Origin of the sequence: Cellulomonas sp. SLBN-39 (assembly GCF_006715865.1) — a bacterium.
GTDB lineage: Bacteria > Actinomycetota > Actinomycetes > Actinomycetales > Cellulomonadaceae > Cellulomonas.
Window position 1 is genome coordinate 2,310,999 of the sequence record NZ_VFOA01000001.1, and the last position, 22,883, is coordinate 2,333,881.

Annotated in this window: 16 protein-coding genes; 10 read left to right on the plus strand and 6 right to left on the minus strand. The window is 75.0% G+C overall.

Features of this window, described 5'->3' with window-relative positions:
* The first annotated feature begins 91 nt into the window (after positions 1-91).
* The 6 genes from FBY24_RS10700 (at position 92) to FBY24_RS10725 (ending at position 9,542) form a co-directional block, all read left to right on the plus strand.
* Positions 92-829, plus strand: a complete 738-nt coding sequence (locus tag FBY24_RS10700; RefSeq protein ID WP_142160449.1) for a LytTR family DNA-binding domain-containing protein — start codon at positions 92-94, stop codon at positions 827-829.
* On the plus strand, positions 826-2,187 hold the full coding sequence (locus FBY24_RS10705; RefSeq protein ID WP_142160451.1) for an ATP-binding protein: 1,362 nt from the start codon (positions 826-828) through the stop codon (positions 2,185-2,187). The genes FBY24_RS10700 and FBY24_RS10705 overlap by 4 nt, the downstream gene beginning before the upstream one ends.
* A 166-nt stretch (positions 2,188-2,353) precedes the next feature.
* Complete coding sequence (locus FBY24_RS10710) at positions 2,354-5,308, plus strand: glycoside hydrolase family 3 N-terminal domain-containing protein (protein WP_255432345.1); 2,955 nt, start codon at positions 2,354-2,356, stop codon at positions 5,306-5,308.
* A 90-nt stretch (positions 5,309-5,398) separates the two neighbouring features.
* A complete protein-coding gene (locus tag FBY24_RS10715; RefSeq protein ID WP_142160454.1) occupies positions 5,399-7,816 on the plus strand; it encodes a glycoside hydrolase family 3 C-terminal domain-containing protein in 2,418 nt (805 codons plus the stop codon).
* Between the two features lie 35 nt (positions 7,817-7,851).
* On the plus strand, positions 7,852-8,475 hold the full coding sequence (locus FBY24_RS10720) for a hypothetical protein (protein WP_222117238.1): 624 nt from the start codon (positions 7,852-7,854) through the stop codon (positions 8,473-8,475).
* Complete coding sequence (locus FBY24_RS10725) at positions 8,472-9,542, plus strand: glycosyltransferase (protein WP_142160456.1); 1,071 nt, start codon at positions 8,472-8,474, stop codon at positions 9,540-9,542. The genes FBY24_RS10720 and FBY24_RS10725 overlap by 4 nt, the downstream gene beginning before the upstream one ends.
* On the opposite strand, the gene FBY24_RS10730 is transcribed toward FBY24_RS10725, so the two are convergent.
* From FBY24_RS10730 to FBY24_RS10755, 6 genes are read right to left on the minus strand one after another with little or no spacing between them, the layout of a single operon-like run.
* Entirely contained in the window at positions 9,535-10,290 is a 756-nt protein-coding gene (locus FBY24_RS10730) for a glucosamine-6-phosphate deaminase (RefSeq protein WP_142160458.1), read from the minus strand. The genes FBY24_RS10725 and FBY24_RS10730 overlap by 8 nt on opposite strands.
* Positions 10,287-11,375, minus strand: a complete 1,089-nt coding sequence (locus FBY24_RS10735) for an SIS domain-containing protein (protein ID WP_142160460.1) — start codon at positions 11,373-11,375, stop codon at positions 10,287-10,289. Before FBY24_RS10735 ends, FBY24_RS10730 begins: the two co-directional genes overlap by 4 nt.
* Entirely contained in the window at positions 11,372-13,075 is a 1,704-nt protein-coding gene (locus FBY24_RS10740; RefSeq protein ID WP_142160463.1) for a hypothetical protein, read from the minus strand. Before FBY24_RS10740 ends, FBY24_RS10735 begins: the two co-directional genes overlap by 4 nt.
* 2 nt (positions 13,076-13,077) lie before the next feature.
* Positions 13,078-13,977, minus strand: a complete 900-nt coding sequence (locus FBY24_RS10745; RefSeq protein WP_142160465.1) for a carbohydrate ABC transporter permease — start codon at positions 13,975-13,977, stop codon at positions 13,078-13,080.
* Positions 13,967-14,923 carry a carbohydrate ABC transporter permease gene (locus FBY24_RS10750; protein ID WP_142160467.1) on the minus strand — a complete coding sequence of 319 codons (957 nt, stop codon included), beginning with the start codon at positions 14,921-14,923 and terminating at the stop codon, positions 13,967-13,969. Before FBY24_RS10750 ends, FBY24_RS10745 begins: the two co-directional genes overlap by 11 nt.
* A gap of 58 nt (positions 14,924-14,981) precedes the next feature.
* The gene (locus tag FBY24_RS10755) at positions 14,982-16,235 is read right to left on the minus strand and encodes an ABC transporter substrate-binding protein (protein ID WP_142160469.1); all 1,254 of its coding nucleotides are present in this window, start codon (positions 16,233-16,235) and stop codon (positions 14,982-14,984) included.
* 337 nt (positions 16,236-16,572) lie between these two features.
* On the opposite strand from FBY24_RS10755, the gene FBY24_RS10760 reads away from it, so the two are divergent.
* The 4 genes from FBY24_RS10760 to FBY24_RS10775 are packed head-to-tail and all read left to right on the plus strand — an operon-like array spanning position 16,573 to position 22,859.
* Complete coding sequence (locus tag FBY24_RS10760) at positions 16,573-17,730, plus strand: ROK family transcriptional regulator (RefSeq protein WP_142160471.1); 1,158 nt, start codon at positions 16,573-16,575, stop codon at positions 17,728-17,730.
* On the plus strand, positions 17,723-18,679 hold the full coding sequence (locus tag FBY24_RS10765; protein WP_142160473.1) for a BadF/BadG/BcrA/BcrD ATPase family protein: 957 nt from the start codon (positions 17,723-17,725) through the stop codon (positions 18,677-18,679). The genes FBY24_RS10760 and FBY24_RS10765 overlap by 8 nt, the downstream gene beginning before the upstream one ends.
* Positions 18,676-21,609, plus strand: a complete 2,934-nt coding sequence (locus FBY24_RS10770) for a glycoside hydrolase family 2 TIM barrel-domain containing protein (protein WP_142160475.1) — start codon at positions 18,676-18,678, stop codon at positions 21,607-21,609. Before FBY24_RS10765 ends, FBY24_RS10770 begins: the two co-directional genes overlap by 4 nt.
* Entirely contained in the window at positions 21,606-22,859 is a 1,254-nt protein-coding gene (locus FBY24_RS10775) for an MFS transporter (protein WP_142160477.1), read from the plus strand. Before FBY24_RS10770 ends, FBY24_RS10775 begins: the two co-directional genes overlap by 4 nt.
* Positions 22,860-22,883 lie beyond the last annotated feature (24 nt).

Sequence of the window (22,883 nt, forward strand, 5' to 3'; positions counted from 1 at the left end):
CCCGTTATCCTCGACGGGCAAGCGGGCGGCGGGGGCGCGCCTGGCGGTCAGGACGAGATCGGCGGCCCCGGGTCGTCGGCGGGGGACCGGTGTGATCCGAGTCGGCATCGCGGAGGACGACGCGGGCAGCGTGGAGCTGCTGCGCAGGCACCTCGACAGGTACGCGGACGAGCACGGCGAGACGTTCCACGTCACCACGTGGTCCGACGGCGCCGCGCTCGTCGACGCCTACCGCGGCGACGTCGACGTGCTCCTGCTCGACGTCGAGATGCCCGGGCTCGACGGGTTCACCGCCGCCGGGCGCATCCGCGCCGTCGACCGCGACGTCGTCATCGTGTTCATCACCAACATGGCGCAGGACGCGATCCGCGGGTACGAGGTCGAGGCGCTGAGCTACCTGCTCAAGCCCGTGCCGTACTTCGCGTTCTCCCAGCAGCTGCGCCGCTCGGTCGGGCGCGTGCGGGCCCGCGCGGCCGTCGACCACCTCACCCTGACCACGCAGGGCGAGGTCGTCCGGGTCGACGTCGCGCAGGTCGTGTACGTCGAGAGCGTCAAGCACCGGCTCGTCGTGCACACCCTGGACGGGAGGTACCCGCTGGTCGGCGCGCTGAAGAACATGGAGGCCGACCTGGCGGGCAAGGGCTTCTTCCGGTCCAACTCCTGCTACCTGGTCAACCTCCGGCACGTGCAGGCGGTGCGGCAGAGCTCGTGCCTGCTCACCGGCGGGCACGAGCTGGTGGTGAGCCGGCCCCGCAAGAAGGCGTTCCTCGCCGCGCTCACCGACCACCTGGGCGGGCGCGTCGGCGGCGACGCGCCGGGGCCCGCGTGACCGGCGCCGAGACGCTGCCCGACATCCCCAGGGTCCTCACGGCGGTCGCGGAGTGGTCGGCGTGCGTGGTGTACCTCGCGGCCGTCGGGTGCCGGGCGCCGTGGGCGCGGCTCGTGGCCGTGTGCCTCGGCGGGCTGGGGGCGCTCGTCGCGGTGCAGGTCGTCGCCGGGCGGCTGCCCCTGCCGCTGTGGGCGGTCGGGATGGCGTCCGCCGTCGCGGTGATGCTCGCGCTCACCTGGCGGGCCGGGCGGCTGCCGCTGCGCGCCGCGGGGTACCTGACGGCCCGGGCGCTCGTGCTCGCCGAGCTGGTGGCCTCGTTGCACTGGCAGCTGCACTGCTTCTTCTTCCCGGGCAGCGTGCTGCCCACCACGCCCGCCCAGGTGGGCCTCGTCGTGCTGCTGTACGGCGCCGGGTTCGCGCTCGCGTGGGCGCTGGAGCGGCGCACGTTCCCGTGGGGCACGCTCGCGGACGTCGGCCCGCGGGAGATCGCGCAGGCCGCCGCGATCGCGCTGGCGACGTTCTTCATGAGCAACCTCTCGTTCCTCGGCACGTCGACACCGTTCACGGGCCGGCTCGGGCCCGAGGTGTTCTACATCCGCACGCTCGTGGACCTGTGCGGGCTCGTGGCGCTGCACGCCCAGCAGGGGCAGCGCCTGGAGGCGCACGCGCGGGCCGAGGTCCAGGCCGTCGACGGCGTGCTGCGCGCGCAGCACGAGCAGTACCTGCAGTCCAAGCGGTCCATCGAGGCGGTGCAGCGCACCTACCACGACCTCAAGCACCAGATCGCGGTGGTGCGGGCCGAGGACGACCCGGCCCGCCGGCAGGCCCACCTGGACGAGATCGAGCACGCGATCCGCGGGCACGGCACGTACGTGCGCACCGGCAACCAGGTGCTCGACGTGGTGCTGACGACGAAGAAGGCGATGGCCGTCGAGCGGGGCGTCGAGCTCACCTGCGTGGCCGACGGCTCGCTGCTCGACTTCGTCTCCGTGGTCGACATCTGCTCGGTGCTCGGCAACGCGCTCGACAACGCCGTCGAGGCGGCCGGTGCCGTGCCCGCCGCGGACGAGCGGCTCGTGCGGCTGGCGCTGTTCGCGCAGGGCGACCTCGTCATGGTCGTCGTCGAGAACCGGTACCACGGCCACCGGCGCGTCGAGCAGGGCCGGTTCGCCACCACCAAGGCCGACCGTGCCCGCCACGGCTGGGGCCTGAAGAGCATCGCGCACACCGCGGAGAAGTACGACGGGTCGGTGACGACGCACGCCGCCGACGGCTGGTTCACCCTGCGCATCCTGCTCCCGCGCCCGACGCCCGCCGGTGCCGGGCGACCGGGCGCGCCGGCGACCGCCACCCGGTGAGCCGGACCGTCGGGACGACAGGTTGTGCGTCCACGACGACAGGTTGTGCATCCGGACGGGGCCCGCACGGGGGCCGCCGGTTGACTCGGCGGACGTGCCGGACCCGGTCGCGGGCGACCGTCGGGGGCGGGTGCCACGGCGCGCACCTCATCGTCGAAGGAGAACCGTGAGCAGCAAGGCGGCAAAGACGCCGATGTCGAACAGGCGGTACCTGGGGATCTGGGTACCCGTGCTGTCGCTCGCCCTCGTGCTGGTCGTCGCGGCGAACGTCGCGCTCGGCGTCTACAGCAACTGGGTGTCGTCACAGCTCGGCACCGGGACGTACGACCTCGTCAACGACGAGTCCACCGCGGGGTGGGACACGCAGTTCAGCACGGCGGACTTCGCGACGGCCGACGACGCGGAGGCCGCGGCCGCCGAGCTCGTCGAGCAGATCGCGGCCGAGGGCGTCGTCCTGCTGAAGAACACCGACGCGGCGCTGCCGCTCGGCGACGCGCCCCGCGTGACGCTCCTGGGGCGCGGCGCGGCCGACCCCGTGTACGGCGGCGCGGGCTCCGGCTCGGTCGACACGTCCACGGCGGTCGACATCCGCGGCGGCCTGGAGAACGCGGGCGTCGAGGTCAACGCGACCGTCTACGACGAGCTCGCCGCGTTCGCGCAGGACGCGCCCCGGGCGAACATCGTCATGGACAAGCCCGCGGAGTCGAGCTACGAGGTCGGCGAGATGCCGGTCGACGAGTACTCCGACGAGGCGGTCGCGTCGTTCGGCGACTACGCCGACGCCGCGGTGGTCGTCCTCGGCCGCGGCGGCGGCGAGGGCGGCGACCTGGCGCGCGACATGGAGGGCTCCGACGAGAACTACGAGCCCGGTCAGCACCAGCTCGAGCCGAACGTCGACGAGCGCGAGCTTCTCGCGCTCGCGACCGAGCAGTTCGACACCGTCGTCGTGGTGGTCAACGCGTCCACCAGCATGGAGCTGGGCCTGGTGCAGGACGACCCGGGCGTCGACGCGGTGCTCCAGGTCGGCTCGCCCGGCCAGAGCGGCTTCAACGCCCTCGGCGCCGTGCTCACCGGCGAGGTCAACCCCTCGGGCCGCACGGTCGACGTGTTCGCCCGGGACTTCACCGCGGACCCGACGTTCGTGAACTTCGGGTCCTTCCAGTACTCCAACATCGCCGACCTCGGCACCGACGCGTCGCTGGGCGTCGACGGTGGCGCCTACTTCGTCCAGTACGAGGAGGGCGTCTACGTCGGGTACCGCTACTACGAGACCGCCGCGGCCGAGGGCTTCCTCGACTACGACGAGGCCGTCGTCTACCCGTTCGGGTTCGGCCTGAGCTACACGACGTTCGACTGGGAGGTCACCGGCACGGAGCTCGGCGACGTCGACGGGCAGGTCGTCGTCGACGTCGAGGTCACCAACACCGGTGACGTCGCCGGTAAGGACGTCGTCGAGCTGTACTACTCCGCGCCGTACACCCCGGGCGGCATCGAGAAGTCCTCCGTGGTGCTGGGCGACTTCGCCAAGACCGACCTGATCGGGCCGGGGGAGTCGCAGACCGTCACCCTCGGGCTCGCGGTCGAGGAGATGGCGTCGTACGACCACGAGGACGCCGCGGCGTACGTGCTCGAGGAGGGCGACTACGACCTGACGGTGCGCAGCGACTCGCACACCGTCAAGGCGGGCACCGAGGCGATCACGTACACGGTCGACGAGACCGTCACGTACGCCGGCGAGGACCACCGAGCGTCCGACGCCACCGAGGTCACCAACCGGTTCGACGACGTGTCGGCGGCGTTCGTCGACGACCCGCAGGACGGGCAGGCGCGCACGATGTCCCGCGCGGACTTCGCGGGCACCTTCCCGACGGCGCCCACGGAGGCCGACCTGGTCGCCTCCGACGAGACCGTCGCGGCGTTCGGCGAGTACGACGCGGCCGCGGTGAACGCCGCCGCCGACGTCGAGATGCCGACCACCGGCGCGGACAACGGGCTGGGCCTGGTCGACATGCGCGGCCTGGACCACGACGACCCGCAGTGGGACGCCCTCCTCGACCAGCTGACGGTCGACGAGATGACGAACGTCATCCTCAACGGCGCCTACAACACCGGTGCGATCAACTCGATCGCCAAGCAGGCCACCGGCGACTACGACGGCCCGGCCGGGTTCAGCTCGTTCATCAACGACGCCATCTCCGGCGTGGCCTACCCCTCGCAGTACCTCGTCGGGCAGACGTGGAGCACCGAGCTGGCGTACGCGATGGGCGTGTCCATCGGCAACGAGGCGCTGACCCTCGACGCCAACGGCTGGTACGCGCCCGCCGTGAACCTGCACCGCTCCCCGTTCGCGGGCCGCAACTTCGAGTACTACTCGGAGGACGGGCTCCTGTCGGGCGACCTCGCGGCGCAGGTCGTCTCCGGGGCGGCGAGCAAGGGCGTGTACGCCTACGTCAAGCACTTCGCGATGAACGACCAGGAGACCAACCGCGTCAACCACGGCGTGGCCACCTGGGCGGACGAGCAGACGATCCGGGAGATCTACCTCAAGCCGTTCGAGATCGCGCTGAAGGACGCGTCGGCCGAGATGACGTACGTCGCGGACGACGAGGGCACCCTCGCCACCCGCGAGACCGGCGCCACGGCGGTGATGAGCTCGTTCAACCGGATCGGCTCGACGTGGGCCGGCGGGTCGACGGCGCTGATGTCCGACGTCCTGCGCGACGAGTGGGGCTTCCGCGGCGTGGTCATCACCGACTTCAACCTGTACGGGTACATGTCGCCCGACCAGGGGATCGCGGCCGGGTCCGACCTCATGCTGACGTTCCAGCCGACCAAGCAGCTCGCCGACACGACGAGCGCCGCCGCGGTGACGAACATCCGCGAGGCCACCCACAACATCCTGTTCACGGTGGCGGGCTCGAACGCGATGAACGGCGTCGCGTCCGGGGCCGAGATCCACTACACCCCGCCGGTGTGGCGGTACGTGCAGGTCGCGGCCACGGTGCTGCTGGGGCTGCTGCTGGCGTTCGGCGCCTTCCGGGTCGTGCGCCGCGTGCGGCGGCACGGTGCGGCGGGGGCACCGGACGTGCCGGACGCCCCGGAGCAGCCGGCGCAGGCCTGACGCTCCCTCCGCGGCGCCGGCCGGACACCGTCCGGCCGGCGCCGCGGTCCCCGACCCGCCCGTTCCCGCCCCGACCCGAAGGCTGACGACATGAGCGACCCCCGAACCGTCCTCGACCGGCTCACCGTGCTGGAGAAGGCCGCGCTGCTGAGCGGCGAGAACGTGTGGGAGACGCGGGCCGTGCCGCGCCTGGGCGTCCCGTCGGTGTACCTCGCGGACGGGCCGCACGGCGTGCGCAAGCAGGTCGGCGCGTCGGACCACCTGGGCCTGCACGGCTCGGAGCCGTCGACGTGCTTCCCGACCGCGGCGACCGTCGCGAACAGCTGGGACCCGGCGCTCGCCGAGCGCGTCGGGCGGGCGCTGGGCGTCGAGGCCGCCGCGCTGGGCGTCGACGTGCTGCTCGGCCCGGGTCTGAACATCAAGCGCAGCCCCCTGTGCGGGCGCGCCTTCGAGTACTTCTCCGAGGACCCCCTGCTGTCGGGGCGACTCGCGGCGGCGTACGTGCGGGGCATCCAGGAGGCGGGCGTGCTGGCCTGCCCCAAGCACCTCGCGGCCAACAGCCAGGAGCTGCGCCGCATGGCGTCGGACTCCGTCGTCGACGAGCGCACCCTGCGCGAGCTGTACCTGACGGCCTTCGAGATCACGGTCCGCGAGGGCCGGCCCGGCGCGATCATGTCCAGCTACAACCGCGTCAACGGCACCTACGCGCACCAGAACGCGCACCTGCTGACCGAGCTGCTCCGCGAGGAGTGGGGCTTCGACGGGCTGGTCGTCAGCGACTGGGGCGGTGCGGACGACTCGGTCGCCGCGGTCCGGGCCGGCGGCACCCTCGAGATGCCCGCGCCCGGCCTGCACGTCGTGCGCCGCCTCGTCGCGGCCGTCGCCGACGGCGAGCTCGACGAGGCGGACCTCGACGCGCGGGCGGCCGAGGTGCTGGCCGTCGCGCTGCGCGAGCGCGCCCCGCGACCGGTCGTCGACCACGACGCCCACCACGCCCTGGCCCGCGAGGTCGCCGCCCGCAGCGCCGTCCTGCTGCGCAACGAGGACGACCTGCTGCCCCTCGCGGCGGGCACGCGCGTCGCGGTGGTCGGCGACTTCGCCCGCACGCCCCGCTACCAGGGCGCCGGCTCCTCGCAGGTGAACCCGACGCGCCTGGAGACCGTGCTCGACGTCGTCGACGCCAGCGGTCTGGTGATGACGGGGTACGCCGCCGGGTTCCGCCGCGACGGCACCCCCGACGACGCGCTCGTGCGCGAGGCCGTCGAGGTCGCCCGGGGCGCGGACGTCGTGCTCGTGCACCTCGGGCTGGCCGAGAGCGCCGAGTCCGAGGGCGCCGACCGGGCGCACCTGCGGCTCGCCGACGCGCAGGTGCGGGTGCTGCGCGCCGTCGCCGCGGTCAACCCCCGCGTGGTGGTGGTGCTCGCGGCCGGCGGCGTCGTGGAGACGCCGTGGGTGGAGGACTGCCGCGCCCTGGTGCACGCGTACCTCGGGGGGCAGGCGGGTGCCAGCGGTGTGCTGGACGTGCTCACCGGGTGCGTCGAGCCCGCGGGCCGGCTCGCCGAGTCGTCCCCCGTGCGCCTCGAGGACACCCCGACGGCCGCGACGTTCCCCGGCACGGGCCGCACCGTGGAGTACCGCGAGGGGCCGTTCGTCGGGTACCGCTACTACGAGACCGCGGGCGTGCCGGTGGCCTTCTGCTTCGGGCACGGGCTGACCTACACGTCGTTCGCCTACGCCGACCTGACCGTCGGTGACCGCGAGGTGACGTTCACGCTCACGAACACCGGTGAGCGTCACGGCGCCGAGGTGGCGCAGGTGTACGTCGGGCGGCGCGGGGACGGCGTGCTGCGCCCCGCCCGCGTGCTCGCCGGCTGGGCCCGCGTCGAGCTCGCCCCCGGGGAGCGGCGGACGGTGACCGTCCCGGTGGACCCGACGGCGCTGCGCCACCACGACGTGGTCACCGGCACGTGGCAGGTCGAGACCGCGACCTACGACGTGCTCGTCGGGGCGAGCGTGCGCGACGTGCGCCTCACCGGCGCGCTCGACGTCGCCGGGACCGTCGAGCCCGACCGGGCCGCGTGCGACGCCCTGCCGTCGTACCGGGTCGGGCACGTCGGCAGCGTGCCCGACGCGGAGTTCGAGGCGCTGCTCGGCCGCCCGGTGCCGCGCGCCGCGGCCGGTCCGCTGCTCGACGTGAACGACACCCTCGGGCAGATGGGGTCCGCACGCTCCCCGCTCGCGCGCCTCGTGCACCGGGCGCTCGTCGCGGTCCGCCGCCGCGCGGACCGCCGCGGCACGCCCGACCTCAACGTGCTGTTCATCTACCACATGCCGTTCCGGGCGCTGGCGAAGATGACGAACGGCGTGGTCAGCGCCGAGGTCGTGGACGCGCTGCTCACGGCCGTCAACGGGCGGACCCTCGTCGGGCTCGGGCGCACCGTGCGCGCCGTGGTCGCGACGCGGCTCGCGGACCGCAGGACCAGGCACGCGCTGCGGGCCGGCCGCTGAACCGCCCGCCCACCCCTCGAGAGGACCTCCCCGCCGTGATCTCCCGCCTGCGCCAGCTGTGGTCGTCGTTCGCCGAGCGCCACCCCGGCACGGCCCAGTTCGTCGTCTTCTTCGTCCTGAGCAACGGCATCACCGTGCTCCAGCTCGCGCTCATGCCCGCGTTCCGTGCGGTGCTCGACGCGACGTCGCTCGTCGACGTCCCGTTCCAGGTGTGGGCGGTCGGGACGAACATCGACGGAACGGCGTACCACGTCTTCGACTACGCGGCCGGATCGCTCCCGGAGGGGGGAGGCGGGCTGGCATACTTCCTCGCCGTGCAGATCACGCTGCTGATCGCGCAGGTGATCAACTTCTTCGCCCAGCGCACGATCACGTTCCGGTCGAACAGCTCGATCCTGCGCGCGGCGTCCTGGTACGCCCTGGCCTACGTCGTCATCACGCTCGGTGCGGCCGCCGCCCAGGGGTTGTACAAGACGCCGCTGTACACGCTGCTCATCGACTCGTGGGGCCTGGGCCGCACGGGCGAGACCCTCGCGGACGTGCTGACCATGGTCATCAACGCGGCGATCTCGTTCTGGGTGTTCTTCCCGATCTTCAAGCTGATCTTCACGCGCGAGCCCGACCCTGGGCCCGCCCTGGACGACGCGAGGACCGCATGACCCAGCTCGCCCCGCTCGCGCCGCAGCACGGCGCGGGCACCCCGGCGGTCGCGACGCCCGTGCTCACGGTCGTCGTGCCCGCCTACAACTCCGACGCCTACCTCGACCGGTGCCTCGACACCCTCGTCGGCGTGGGACCGGCCGTGGAGGTCGTCGTCGTCGACGACGGCTCGACCGACGGGACGGCCGCGCTGGCGCAGCGGTACGCGGAGCGGCACCCGGGCGTCCGGGTGGTCAGCAAGGCCAACGGCGGCCACGGCTCGGCCGTCAACACGGGCCTCGAGCACGCCACGGGCACGTGGTTCAAGGTCGTCGACTCCGACGACTGGGTCGACGTGGACGCGTTCGCCGAGCTGGTGCGCACCCTGCTCGCCTTCGTCGAGGGCGGCCAGGACGTCGACCTGGTCGTGTCGAACTTCGTCTACGAGAAGACCGGCAAGCGGACGAAGACGGTGGTGCGGTTCGGCAGCGCGCTGCCGCGGCGGACCGTGACGACGTGGTCCGGCACGCGCCGGTTCCGCCGCGGGCGGTACATGCTCATGCACGCGATGGTGTACCGCACGCAGCTGCTGCGGGACGTGGGGCTGCGCCTGCCCGAGCACACCTTCTACGTCGACAACCTCTACGCGTTCGTCCCGCTCGCCCGGGTGCGCACCCTGTACTACCTGGACGTCGACCTGTACCGGTACTTCATCGGCCGCGAGGACCAGTCGGTGCAGGAGGCGGTGATGCTGCGCCGCCTCGACCAGCAGCTGCGCGTCAACCGCGCGATGCTGCGCCACCTCCACGACACGCCGGTGACGGACCGGCGCCTGCGCCGCTACCTGCTGCACCACCTGGAGATCGTCTGCGCCGTGTCGTCGGTGCTGCTGCTGCGCTCGGGCACCCCGCAGGACCTGGCCGCCCGTGACGCCCTGTGGGCCGAGCTGCGCGCCGAGGACTGGTGGCTGTACCGCCGGGTGCGCTGGTCGGCCGTCGGCGCGCTGAGCAACCTGCCCGGCCGGCCGGGGCGGCACGTGTCGCTGCTGGCCTACCGTCTCGCGCAGCGGGTCGTCGGGTTCAGCTGACCGTCGCCGCACGGCGCCCCGCGGGCAGCAGGGCGGCGGCCGCGGTGTCGAGCACGACCGTCACGTCGGCGTGCAGCTGCACGACCGACGCGGGCACCTGCCGGCCCACGGGCCCGGTGAGCGCGGCGGCCACGGCCGGCGCCTTGTCCTCGCCCGTCGCCACCAGCAGGAGCCGACGGGCCGACAGGATCGTCGCCAGGCCCTGGGTGATCGCGCGGGTCGGCACGGCGTCGACGTCCCCGCCGAAGAACCGGGCGTTGGCGGCGCGCGTGCGCTCCGTCAGCGGCACGGCACGGGTGCGCGACGCCGGGTCGGAGCCCGGCTCGTTGAACGCCAGGTGGCCGTTGTGCCCGATGCCCAGCACCTGCAGGTCCACGCCGCCGGCGGCGGTCAGCGCGGCCTCGTACGCGCGCGCCGCGGCGTCCGGGTCGCCCGCCGAGCCGTCGGGGACGTGCACGCGCGCCGGGTCCAGCCCGAGCGGCCGGGTCACCGTGCGGTCGACGACGGCCCGGTACCCCTCGGGGTGGTCGGGCGCCAGGCCGACGTACTCGTCCAGCGCCCACGCGCTGACCTGCCGCACGTCGAGCCCCCGGCGCACGTGCGCGACGAGCGCGGCGTACAGCGGCTCGGGCGACGACCCGGTGGCGACGCCGAGACGCAGCGCCGGCCGGTCGCGCACCGCGTCCGCGACGAGCGCGGCGGCGGTCGTGCCGACGGCGGCGGGGTCGGTGACGACCTCGATCCTCATGCGGGTCCCTCCGGGGTCTTGCTGCCGAGCCGGGTGTGGAAGCCGGGGTGCACGTCGTCCTCCGGGGTCAGTCCGCGGGCCGAGGTGAGCGCCACCGCCAGGAGCTGCAGCGCCACGACGGCGACGAGCGGCGCGGCCGGCCCGTCGCCCACCCCGACGCGGACGTGCCGGTCGCCGGTGGTGCCGGGCGGGTCCGTGGGCGGCCCGCCGGTGCGGACCTGCAGCACGCGGCCGCCGATCTCGACGACGAACGCCGCCAGCGCCTCGGCGTGGGCCGCGGGGGCGTCGTCGTCGCCGACGACGACGAGCATGCTGCCGGGGCCGAGCCGTCGGTGCGGGCCGTGCAGGAACTCCTCCACGTCCCACACGTCGACCGGCACGCGCGCGGTCTCGAGCACCTTGAGGGCGCCCTCGTCCGCAGCGGGCCGCCACCGCCCCCACGTGACGACGTGCACGGACTCGGGGGCGGGGCGCGCGCACACGGCGGCGACCGCGGGGGCGGCGTCGGCGAGCACCGCGCGCACGCGGTCCGGGAGGTCGTCGAGGAACGCCAGGGACGCCCCGGCAGGGTCGTCGAGCGCACGCAGCAGCAGGTGGAGCGCCACGACGGTGGCCGTGAACCCCTTGGTCTTGGGGCCGACGCGCTCGGGCCCGCACGCGACGTCGAGCACCGCGGACCCGCCGCGGCCACCGGGCCCGGGGTCGCCCGTGACGAGGAGGGTCGGGGACCCGGCGGCCCGGGCCCGGTCGAGGACGGCGCGGGTGCCGGTGCTGCGTCCGCTCTGGGACACCCCGACGACGAGGAGGTCCGGGCCGAGGCCGAGGTCCTCGTCGCCGTGCAGCGCGTCGCCCGGCACGAGGACCCGGACCGGGCGGGCCGCGGACGGCCGCGCGAGCCGGGCGGCGTGGTGGGACGTCCCGGATCCGACGAGCAGCACCCGGGTCGTCCCACCGGCGTCCGCCGCCGCCAGGGCGGCCCGGACCGCGGCGGGCAGCACCGCGCGCTGGTGGGCCAGCACCGCGGGCTGCTCGTGGAGGTGCGCGGCCACGGTGCCGGGCGCGGGGGTCGCGGGTGCGCGGCTCACCCGACGGCCTCCACGTCGACGTGCAGCGGCCGGTCGGTCCAGCCGCCGACGAGCACGCGCGTGCCCGGCACCCGGTCGTGCCCGTGCACGTAGCCGAACACCTCCCCGTCCTCGAACGCCGGCGGCACGGTCGCGTCGTGGCCGCGCACGCGCACGCGCAGCACGTCGTCCCCGGCGCGGACCGTCAGCGCGTCCCCGCGCAGGACCCACGCGTCCGGCACGTCGGGGTGCGGCTCGATCCCGTCGACGTCGCCGTCGCCGAGCACGAGCTCCAGGCCCAGGCGGGTGCGCACACCGCGGCACGCGACGTCGACCGTCGGGCCCTGGGGGCGCAGCCCGACCTGGACCGTCGTCGACAGACGCAGGTCGCTGCGGGGTCGGTCGCCGAACGACATCTCGGCGAAGAACCGCCCCTCGTCGGTCAGGGCGTACCGCCCGCCGGGGTCGCGGTCCGCCGGCGCGAGGGGCTGGTAGTAGCCGCTGACGCGCTCGCCGGTCAGCGTGACGGTGCGCCCCTGGAGCGCCAGCGCGTCCGGACGGAACGCCCCGGTGTCGAAGAACGCGGGGGACACCCGCAGCGCCCGCAGGCGTGCGGCACCGTGGCGGACCTGCACGAGGGTGGCGCTGTTGGCCAGGCCCGACGCGATCCGGCCGGTCCGCGGGTGGTCCGAGCCGCCGAACACCGTGGTCGTCGTCGTCCCCGCGCGGTGCCGCACGAGCCCGACCGTCGGCAGGTGCGTGGTGCCGTCGACGGCCGGCAGCTCCGGCGGCAGCACCGCGAGGCGCGCGGGGTCGAGCAGGGCGTCGACCAGCTCGCGCGCGTGCTCCACGTGCGGCGAGGCGCACGCGACGCGTGCGAGGCGGGCGAGCCGACCGTCGCCCGTGGTCACGGCCGCCCACCGGAGCTGGCCGGCGAAGCCGTGCAGCGCGAAGGTCTCGCGCTGGTCCTGCCGCCGGGAGTGGACGGAGACGACCTCCCCGTCGTCGTCGCTCAGCGCGACGAGCGTGCGCAGCGAGGCCAGCACCGGCTCCCGCAGCGCCGGGCGGTCGAGGAGCCGGGCGACCGTCAGGAGCGCGGGGTGCGAGACGTACGCGGCGTAGTTGGGGCTGCGCTCGGAGTAGAACCCGTCGGCGTCGACGTCGACGCCCTCGGCGAGCCACTCGTCGACCCGGTCGACCAGGCGCGTGTCCCCGGTGAGCCGGTGCAGGCCGGCGAGGGCGGCGCACAGCTCCCACCGGTGGTTGGGGGTGTGCACGCCGCCGACGAGCAGGTGCTCCAGCGACCGCAGCGCGACGGCCCGCAGCCGCGGGGCCACGCCGCCCGGCCCCGGCGAGCCGTGCGCGGCGAGCACCTCCAGCGTGGCCGCGACGTCGTTCAGCGTGAACGAGGAGTCCGGCGGCGAGACGAGGTTGTCGCCGTCGAACAGCCCGGTGGGCCCCTGGAGGCGCTCGAGGTGGTCGACGAGCGCCGTGGCGGCGGTGGCGCGCCGGGCGTCGGCGGGGCCGACGAGGTCGGCCACCGCCAGGACGAGGACGGAGCGCATCGTGGCGCGGTGCGGCAGGGCGGCGGGGACCGCGCCGTCCGGCACGGCGGCCAGGACGGCCTCGGCCTCGGCGACGGCGCCGGCGACGAGGCGGTCGCGCCAGGCGGTGTCGACGCCCCTGCCGGCGGGCGTGCCTGCGGGTACGGGTGCGGGCACGGTCAGTCCTTGAGGCCGGAGCTGAGGTCGGCGCTCATCACGTACCGCTGCGCGACGAAGAACAGCACGACGAGCGGCACGATCGAGATCACCGAGGCGGGCAGCAGCAGCGTCCAGTCGATGTTCTCGGCGCCCAGGAGGCTGCGCAGCGCGACCTGCAGCGTGAAGCGGTCCGGGTCGGACAGCACGATCAGCGGCCAGATGTAGTCGTTCCAGCGCCACTGGAAGCTGAAGATCGCGAGGGTGATGGCGATCGGTCGGGACAGGGGGAGCATGATCCGGAAGAACGTCGTCAGCTCCCCGGCCCCGTCGATCCGGGCCGCGTCGAGCAGCTCGTCGGGCACCGTGAGGAAGAACTGCCGGAACATGAAGATCCCGCTGGCCGTGATCACCGACGGGATGATGATCCCGGCCAGCGAGTCGTAGAGGCCGAGGTCGCGGATCACCGTGAACGTCGGGGTGAGGATCACCTCGGTGGGCAGCATCGTCGTGGCGAGGATGCACACGAACAGGGCGCTGAGCCACCAGGAGCGGTACTTGGCCAGCGCGTAGCCCGTCGCCGCGCTGAAGAACACGGTGAGCACGGTGGTGACGGTCGCCACGAGGGCGGTGTTGCGGAAGTACAGGCTGAAGTCGACCCGCTCCCAGGCCCGCGCGTACCCGTCGAACGTCCAGGTCTCGGGCCAGATCGTCAGCGGGAAGCGGAACAGCTCGCCGCCGGGCTTGACCGAGCTGAGCACGAACCACACCAGCGGGAACAGGAAGAGGACGACGAGCACGGCGAGCGCGAGCGTCGAGGGGGTCGCGCGCGCCACGCGCACGCCGAGCGGGGTGCGGCGGGTGCGCGGCCGCGGGCGGTCCGGCGACGGCGCGGCCGGCGCGAGGGCGGGCTCAGAAGGCATCGCGGATCCTCTTCTCGAAGCGGAGCTGGACGAGGGCGATCACCAGCAGGATCACCATGAGCACCATCGACACGGCGCTGGCGTAGCCGATCTGGGCCCGGTTGAAGCCGGTCTCGTAGATGTACTGGACGATCAGGCGGTTCTGGGTGCCGGGGCCGCCGCCGTTGAGGGCCTGCACCATGGCGAACTCCTTCATGGAGCCGATCGTGGAGAGCAGGACGACCATGAACGTGGTCGGCGCGATGCCGGGCAGCGTGATGTGCCGGAACCGGTGCCAGGCGTTGGCGCCGTCGAGCTGCGCGGCCTCGTAGTACGACGGGGGCACGTTCCGGATCGCGGCGACGAACAGCAGCATGTTGAACGCGACGTTCGCCCACGCGGACGCGACCACGACGACGGCGAGCGAGAGGTTCGCGTCGGACGACCACGGCAGGGGGTCGGCGCCGGCGCGCCCGAGCACGTAGTTGACGAACCCGAAGCTCTCGCCGAACAGCCACCGCCACACGACGCCGGTGACGATCGGCGAGATGAGCCAGGGCAGGAAGAAGACGACCTTCGCGACCGAGGTGCCGCGCGCGAACCGGTTGGTCAGGAGCACCGCGATGCCGAGCGCGAGCGCCACGGTGAGCGGCACGGACAGCGCGACGTAGAGGAACGTGCGCGTCAGCGCGCTCCAGAAGTCCGCGTCGCCGGCGAGCTGCTGGTAGTTCTCCAGGCCGACGAGCTCGAGGTCGCCGATGCCGCGGTAGTCGGTGAAGGAGTAGATCAGCCCGAGCGCGCCGGGCCACACGAAGAACAGCGCGAACAGCACGATCACGACGGACGTGAGCGCCAGCGGCGCGAGCGTGTGCCGCCCGTAGGGCCGCCGTCGGCGCGGGCGGGCGGCCGCGGCCGCAGGGGCGTGCGCCGGGGCCGGTCCGCGTTCGGGCGCGTGGGCCAGGGTCATCGGGTCCTCCGGGGTGGGGACCGGGGGCCGGCCCGGGCGGGCCGGCCCCCGGGCGGGGTCAGTCGGCGTAGGCCTCGGTGGTCTGCTCGCCGATCTCGCGGACGGTGGTCTCGAGGTCCTGCTCGCCGTTGAGGTACTTCACGGTCTCGTCCTTGAGGGGCTCGTAGTCGAGGATCCGGCCCTCGTACCCGTTCTTCAGCGCGGTCGTGGCCTGGTCGCCCGCGATGGGGTCGGAGGCCTCGATCTCGGCGTAGAACATGTCGAACGCCTCGGCGTCGGCCTCGTAGGTGACGTCCAGGCCCTCGACCGCCGGCAGGAAGCCGGAGATCTGCGACAGCTCGGCGTAGTTCTCGGCGCTGTAGAGCCAGTCGACGAACGCGAGGGTCTCCTCCTCCACGCCCGTGCCGTCGAACGCGACCATCCAGTTGGTGCCGAGGTTCGTGGCCCGGGTGGGCTGCGCGGGCATGAGCGCGGTCGTCCACTCGAAGTCGGTGATGTTCTGCGAGAAGTCCGTCACCTGCCACACGCCGGAGTAGTACGCGGCGACCTGCCCGGACTTGAACATCGCCGACGGGTCCTCGTCCGACAGCCAGACCGAGCGCGGCATGAGGTCGTCGTCGTTGAGCCCGGCGAAGTACTCCAGCGCCGTGGCGCCCTCCTCGTCCAGGGCCCACGTGCCGTCCGCCTGCGGCTGCACGCCCTGCGAGCCGAACTGGTACAGGAAGGACCGCAGGCGGTGCGCGGACGCGTCCATGACCATGCCGTACCGGGCCCCGGTCGCGTCCTTGACCTCGTGCAGGGCCGCGGTCAGCTCGTCCCACGTCCAGGGCTCGTCGTCGACGCCGGGGTACTCGACGCCGGCCTCGTCGAACAGGGTGGTGTTGAGGAACAGGCCGACGGCGGTCAGGTCGGACGGCAGCGCGAGGACCTGGTCGTCGGCGTTCGGCACGAGGAGCGACTCCATGACGTCGCGCTCCTCGGCGACGGTCGTGAGGTCCAGCAGCTGCGACTCCCAGAGGGGGTCGACCTCGGACGCGCGGGCGAGGGCCGGCAGGTCCCCGGCCTGGGCGCCGGAGCGCAGCCGGGTGACGAGGTCCTCGTAGGGCACGTCGACGATCTCGACGTGGACGCCGGTCTCCTCCTCGTACCTGTCGGCCATGGCCTGGTAGCCGCCGCCCTGGTTGGCGTCGCCGGACAGCACGAACTCCAGGGTGACGGGGCCGTCGTCGTCGGCGCTGCCGCCGGAGCAGGCGGTGAGCACGAGGGCGCCGACGACGAGCGTCGACGCCGCGGTGAGGGTGCGAAGCTTCACGGTTCTCCTGACCTCTCGGAGGGCCCCGCCGGAGGCGGTCGGGGCCGGGGGTGACGCGGGTGAGGTGGTGCTCGTGCGGTGCTGCGCCGTCGGGCGGCTGCCCCTTCCGCCGACGTCGTGGTGGCCTTTGCTATCAGTGCGATAGGAAAGGGGTCAAGACCCCCGGAGCGGACTGGTACCCGCATGAAACAAGGAATTTACGTGGGACGACTCGGCGCAGATCGCTGGTCACCAGCCTCTTGCCGGACCTCCTGAAGGGTGGTTCTATCTCGCACTGATAAGAAACTCGGCGGCCCCGCAGGGCCGTCCCGGGCACCCGCACGGACGAGAGGCGACCTTGGCCAGGACCGCGGCACGCACCGCCACGACGCGCACCGTCACGGACATCAACCGCACCGCCGTGCTCGACGCCCTCGCCCAGCACGGGCCGCTGTCCCGCTCCGCCCTGCGCGAGCGGACCGGCCTGTCGTCCGCGACCGTCGAGCGGCTGTGCGCGGCGCTGCTCGACGAGCAGCTCGTCGTCCGGGCGGGCGTCGACCGCTCCTCGGGCGGACGCCCCTCGACGCTGCTGCGGTTCGCCGGCGAGCGCCGCGTGATCGTCACCGCCGAGGTCACCGCGGCCGGGCCGCGCGGCATGCTCGTGGGGCTCGACGGGTCGCGCACCGACCGCCTCGCGCACGCCGGCGCCCCCGACGTCGACGCCGCCGGACGCCTCGAGGACGTCCTCGACCTCGTCACGACCCTCGTCGCGCGCGCCGAGGCCGACGGGCGCGTCTGCCTCGGCGTCGCGCTGAGCGTCCCCGGCGTCGTGCACGCCGACGGCCGCGTCTCCAACTCCGCCGAGCTGGGCTGGCAGCAGCTCGCCGTGGGCCAGATCGTCGAGCACCGCACCGGGCTGCCCACGCTGGTCGAGAACGACGCCAACGCCATCGCCTTCGGCGAGTGGGCCCACGGCGCCGGGAGCGGCTCGCACAGCCTCGTCGCGGTGGTCCTCGGCGTCGGCGTCGGCGCGGGCATCGTCTCCGACGGCGCCCTGGTGCGCGGGGCGCGCTCGGGTGCCGGCGAGATCGGCTACCTGCTCGCCGACCGCGCGGCCCTCGGGCGGATCTTCGCCCAGCAGGGCGACCTCGAGTCCCGCATCGGCGCCGTGCCGCCCCGCTACCGCGGCGCCGCCGGCCCGCTCGACGGCGCCGGGCTGCTCGCGGCCGCCGCCGCGGGGGACGTCGACGCGCGCGACCTCGCCGCCGAGGTGCTCGACCACCTCGCGCTCGCCGTGGTGGCGCTGGCCACCGTCATCGACCCCGAGGCGGTCGTCCTGCAGGGCCGGCTGCCCGCCGACGCGGGGTGGGTGGTGCGCGAGATCGAGCAGCGGCTCGCCGGGCGCATCCCGTTCCCCCCGACCATCCGCACCGCGCTGCTCGGCGCCGACGCCGCCCTCGTCGGCGTCGGCGAGCTCATGGCCCGTCGCACGAAGGGATCGGTCTACCTTGCCTGAGGAGATCGCCGTGCTCGACGCGGCACCCGCGCCCACCTCCGGGGGTGCGTCGACGCGCGTCGGCGTCGACGTCGGCGGCACGAAGACCCACGTGGCCGTCGTGCTGCCCGACGGTCGACGGCTCGACACGGTCGTGCCGTCCGACACCTGGCGGCAAGGGTCGCTGTTCTCCACGCCCGCGAACTTCGACCGGCTCGCCGCCGTCGTCGACGCGGCCGTGCCCGGCGGCGGCGGCCTCGACGGCCGTCTCGTGCTCGGCCTGCACGGCGTCGACACCCCGGCCCAGCGCGACGCCGCCTCCGCCGAGCTCGCCGGGCGCGCCCGCGGGCCGGTCCTGGTGCTCAACGACGCCCAGCTGCTCGGCCCCGCCGCGGGGCACCGGCACTGCGTCGCGCTCATCGTGGGCACCGGTGCCGTCGCGGTCGGCACGGACGCCGACGGTCGCACGATCAGCGCGGACGGCCACGGCGCCCTGCTCTCGGACCACGGCAGCGCCCCGGCGCTCGTGCGCGAGACCGTCCGCGCCGCGCTGCGCCTGGCCGACTGGGAAGGGCCCGACGCGGCGTTCGCCGACCCCGCCGTCCGGTCGCTGTGCGACGCCTACGCCGTCGGCACCGTGCAGGACCTCGCGCTCGCGGTGTCCGAGCAGCGGCCCTTCGCCTGGGGGGTCCACGCGCCCCTGGTGTTCGACGCCGCCGCGGCCGGCTCGTCCCTCGCCGCCGAGGTGCTGCACGGCGCCGCCGACGTCCTGGCCGCCAACGTCGCCGCCGTGCACCGGCGCGGCGCGCGGGGGGACGCGGTCGTCGCCGCCGGCGGGGTCGTCACCGCCCAGCCCCTCCTGCAGGACCTGCTGCGCGCCGGCCTGGCCCGGCACGCGCCGCACCTGACCCTCGACGTCCTGACCGTGGCGCCCGTGGAGGGCGCCCTCGCCCTGGCCGGAGCACTGTGAGCACCACCGACCCCACCCCGGACCTCGTCGCGGCCCTCGTCGACGACCTCGCCTCGACCGCCCCGGCGCGCGGCACGCTGCCGCCCCGCGCGCACCTGCGCACCGACGCCCCCGCCCAGGTGCTCGACGGCACGTGGCGCCTGCGCACGTGGCCGTCGCCGCGGCACGTGCGCGACGACGGCTGGCAGCGGCCCGACGCCGCGCTCGACCCGGACGCGTGGGACGACGTGCAGGTGCCCGGCCACTGGGTGCTGCAGGGCCACGGCGCCCCGGCGTACAGCAACCTCCAGTACCCGTTCCCCGTCGACCCGCCGCACCCGCCCGACGAGAACGTCGTCGCCGACCACCGGCTCGAGCTCGTCGCCGACGACGCGCTGCTCACGCACCCCACGCTCGTGCGGTTCGAGGGCGTCGAGGGCGCGGCGACGGTGTGGCTCAACGGTGTCGAGCTCGGCACCCTGCGCGGCAGCCGCCTCACGCACGAGCTCCCCACCACGGGGGTGCTGCGCCCCGGGCGCAACGTGCTGGCCGTGCGCGTCGCGCAGTGGTCCGCCGTCAGCTACCTCGAGGACCAGGACATGTGGTGGCTGCCCGGCGTCTTCCGGTCCGTCACGCTCCTGGCCCGGCCCGCCGGCGGCGTCCGCGACGTCTTCGTCCACGCCGGCTACGACCACGAGGACGGCTCGGGCACCCTGCGCGTCGACGTCGCGCTCGAGGACGGCGCCGTCGCACCCGCGCGCGTGAGCGTGCCGGGCCTCGGGCTGCAGGGCGTCGCCGCGGACGTCGTGCACCACCTGCCGGCGGTGCGGCCGTGGTCCGACGAGGACCCGCACCTGTACGACGCCACCGTGAGCACCCCGACGGAGACCGTCACCCTGCGCCTCGGCTTCCGCACCGTCCGCGTCGAGGACGCGACCCTCCTGCTCAACGGGCGCCCCGTGCTGCTGCGCGGCGTCAACCGCCACGAGTACCACCCCCGGCACGGGCGGTCCGTGACCGACGAGGACACCCGCGCCGAGCTGCTGCAGATGCGCCGGGCCAACCTCAACGCCGTGCGCACGTCGCACTACCCGCCCGCCGCGTCGTTCCTCGACCTCGCCGACGAGCTCGGCCTGCTCGTCGTGCTGGAGAACGACCTCGAGACCCACGGCTTCGAGCTGGTCGGCTGGCGACGCAACCCGTCGGACGACCCGGCGTGGCGCGACGCCGTGCTCGACCGCGTGCGCCGCACCGTCGAGCGCGACAAGAACCACCCGGCGGTGCTGATGTGGTCGCTGGGCAACGAGGCGGGCACCGGCGCCAACCTCGAGGCCGCCGGGCGCTGGACCGCCGCGCGCGACCCCGAGCGGCTCGTCCACTACGAGGGCGACCGGGCGTCCACCTACGTCGACGTGCACTCGCGCATGTACGCGACGACCGACGAGGTCGCCGCGATCGGCGCCGAGCCCCCCGGCGGGGCCACGGACGCCGAGCGGCACCGGGCCGCGCTGCCGTTCGTGCTCTGCGAGTACGCGCACGCCATGGGCAACGGCCCGGGCGGGCTGACGGAGTACCAGGAGCTGTTCGAGGCGCACCCCCGGCTGGCCGGCGGGTTCGTGTGGGAGTGGGTCGAGCACACGCTCGCGGTCGACGGCCCCGACGGGACGACCCGGTGGCTGTACGGCGGGGACTTCGGCGAGGTCGTGCACGACGGGTCGTTCGTCGTCGACGGGCTGGTGCACGCCGACCGCACCCCGGGCCCCGCGCTCGCCGACCTCGCGGCGGTCGTCGCCCCCGTCCGGCTCGACCTCGACGAGGACCTCGGCGCGCTGACGGTGCGCAACCTGCGGCACACCCGGACCACCGACGACCTCGAGGTCGTCTGGTCCGCCGACGTGCCCGGTCACGAGCAGCCGGCCGTGCTGGACGTGCCCGCCGTCGGCGCAGGGGCCGCGACGACCGTGCCGCTGCGGCTGCCCGACGCCGTGCGCGACGCGAGCGTGACCGTCCGGGCACGGACCCGCCACGACCTGCCGTGGGCACCTGCGGGGCACGACGTCGCGGTCGTCCAGCGCGTCGCGGCCCCCGCCCCCGTCCGTGTCGACGGGCCGCTCGTCGCCCCGTCCGTCGACGACGCGGTGCGGCTCGGCCCGCTCGTCCTCGACCGGGCCACCGGCATGCCGACGGCTCTCGGGGCGCTCGCGCTGCACGACGTCGCCGTGGGCCTGTGGCGCGCGCCGACCGACAACGACCGCGGCGTCGGCTGGGACGAGCCCGACCTGCCGCCGGTCGCCGACCGGTGGGCCGCCGCCCGCCTGGACGACCTGCGGTCCCGGCTCGTCGGCCTGCACGTCGGGACGGACGCGGTCGTGGTGCGCACGCGCGTCGCCCCGCCCGTCCTGGACGCGGGCCTCGACTGCACGTGGCGGTGGACGTCCGACGGCACAGGCGTCGCGCTCGAGCTCACCGTCGACCCGACCGGCCCGTGGCCGTGCGACTGGGCGCGGCTCGGGCTGGACCTGCGCCTCGACGGCGCGACGCGGGACGTGCGCTGGACCGGGTTCGGGCCGGGCCCGCAGTATCCCGACACCGGCCAGGGCGCGCGCTGGGGCACGTACACCGCCGACCGCGACGACTACGCCGTGCGGACCGTGCGCCCGCAGGAGCACGGTGCGCGCGTCGTCGACGAGGCCACCGTGACGCTCGCCGCCGGCCCCGCGCTGCACGTGCAGGGGGCGAGGGTCGCCCTCACCGTCCGCCCGTGGGACCGGCGCACCGTCGCCACCACCGCGCACGACCACGACCTGCCGCCCGCCACCGCGACCCACGTCTCGCTCGACGCCGCCCGCAGCGGTGTGGGCACCGCGTCGTGCGGGCAGGGGGTGCTGCCCCGGTACCGGCTGCGCCCCTCGCACCAGGTGCTGCGGGTCGTGCTCACCGCCCTGCCGTGAGCGGGCGGGTCGTGGACGCACCCGTCGGCCGGGCAGCGGCCTCCCCGGGTGCGTGGCGGCTGCGCGCCGTGGTCCTCGCCGCGTACTGCGTCAACGGGTTCAGCCTGGCCGCCTGGACGGTGCGGCTGCCCGCGATCGGCGCCGAGGCCGGCCTCGACGCGGGCGGCCTCGGTCGCCTCCTCATGGCCAACGCGCTCGGCACGCTGGTGACGATCCCGCTCGCGGGCCGGTGGGTGCAGCGGTCGGGCGCGCCGCGCGTGTACCTCGCGGCGACCGTCGGGTTCGTGCTCGCCTACGCCGGGCTCGCGGCGGCCCTGCACGTCGGCACCGTGGCCGGGCTCCTCGGCGCGGCCGTGCTGCACGGCGCCGCGTTCGCCCTCACCAACGTGCCGCAGGCCGTGCTCGGCACCGAGGCGGAGCGGCGCGTCGGGCGCACGGTGCTGCCGCAGTTCCACGCCGCGTACTCGATCGCGGGCGCGGCGGGTGCCGCCCTCGGCGGCGTCGCGGCGGCGGCCGGCGTCGGGCCCGCCGCCCAGATCGCCGCGCTCGCCGCGCTCGCGGCGCTCGGGCGGGGCGCGGTGAGCCTGCTGCTGCGCGGCGACCACGCGCACGCACCCCGGGCCCACCTGGAGCGTTCCGGGGAGCACCCCGCGGCGGTCGCCCCCCGCGCGCGACGGCGCACCGGCGTGTGGTTCGAGCGCCCGACCGTGCTGCTCGGGGTCGTGGTGTTCGGCGCCGCCCTGTCCGAGGGCGCCGCGAACAGCTGGATGGCGCCGCTCGTCGTCGAGGCCCTCGCGGTCGACGAGGGCGCCGCCGCCACGTTCGTCTCGGTGTTCCTCGTCGCGCAGACCGCGGGCCGGCTGCTCGGCGGCCGCCTCGTCGACCGGGTCGGGCGGGGTGCCACGCTCGTCGCGTCCGCCCTCGTCTCGGCGGCCGGCGTGCTCGTGCTCGTCACCGCGCCGTCGGTCCCGGTGGCCTACGCCGGTGCCGGGGTGTGGGGCCTGGGCGCCGCGCTCGCCGTGCCCGTCGCCGTGAGCCTGGCGGCGGCCCAGGGCGACGCCGCCGCACGGATCGCCGCGGTCACGTCGCTGGCGTCGCTGGCCAACGTCGCCGGGCCCCCGGCGATCGGTGCGGCGGGCGACGCGGTGGGGCTGCCGTGGGCCGTCGGGGGCGTCGCCGTGGTGCTGCTCGCCGGCGCGGTGGCCGGTCGTGCCGCCGCGCGCACCGCGCCCCCCGGCGCGCGGGCCTGACCGGGCGGACCGTCCCGGACGCGA

Bases quoted from the DNA above. Each gene is read 5' to 3' on its own strand.
- FBY24_RS10715 (WP_142160454.1), top strand. From the start codon at position 5,399: ATGAGCGACCCCCGAACCGTCCTCGACCGGCTCACCGTGCTGGAGAAG.
- FBY24_RS10730 (WP_142160458.1), bottom strand. From the start codon at position 10,290: ATGAGGATCGAGGTCGTCACCGACCCCGCCGCCGTCGGCACGACCGCC.
- FBY24_RS10725 (WP_142160456.1), top strand. From the start codon at position 8,472: ATGACCCAGCTCGCCCCGCTCGCGCCGCAGCACGGCGCGGGCACCCCG.
- FBY24_RS10750 (WP_142160467.1), bottom strand. From the start codon at position 14,923: ATGACCCTGGCCCACGCGCCCGAACGCGGACCGGCCCCGGCGCACGCC.
- FBY24_RS10745 (WP_142160465.1), bottom strand. From the start codon at position 13,977: ATGCCTTCTGAGCCCGCCCTCGCGCCGGCCGCGCCGTCGCCGGACCGC.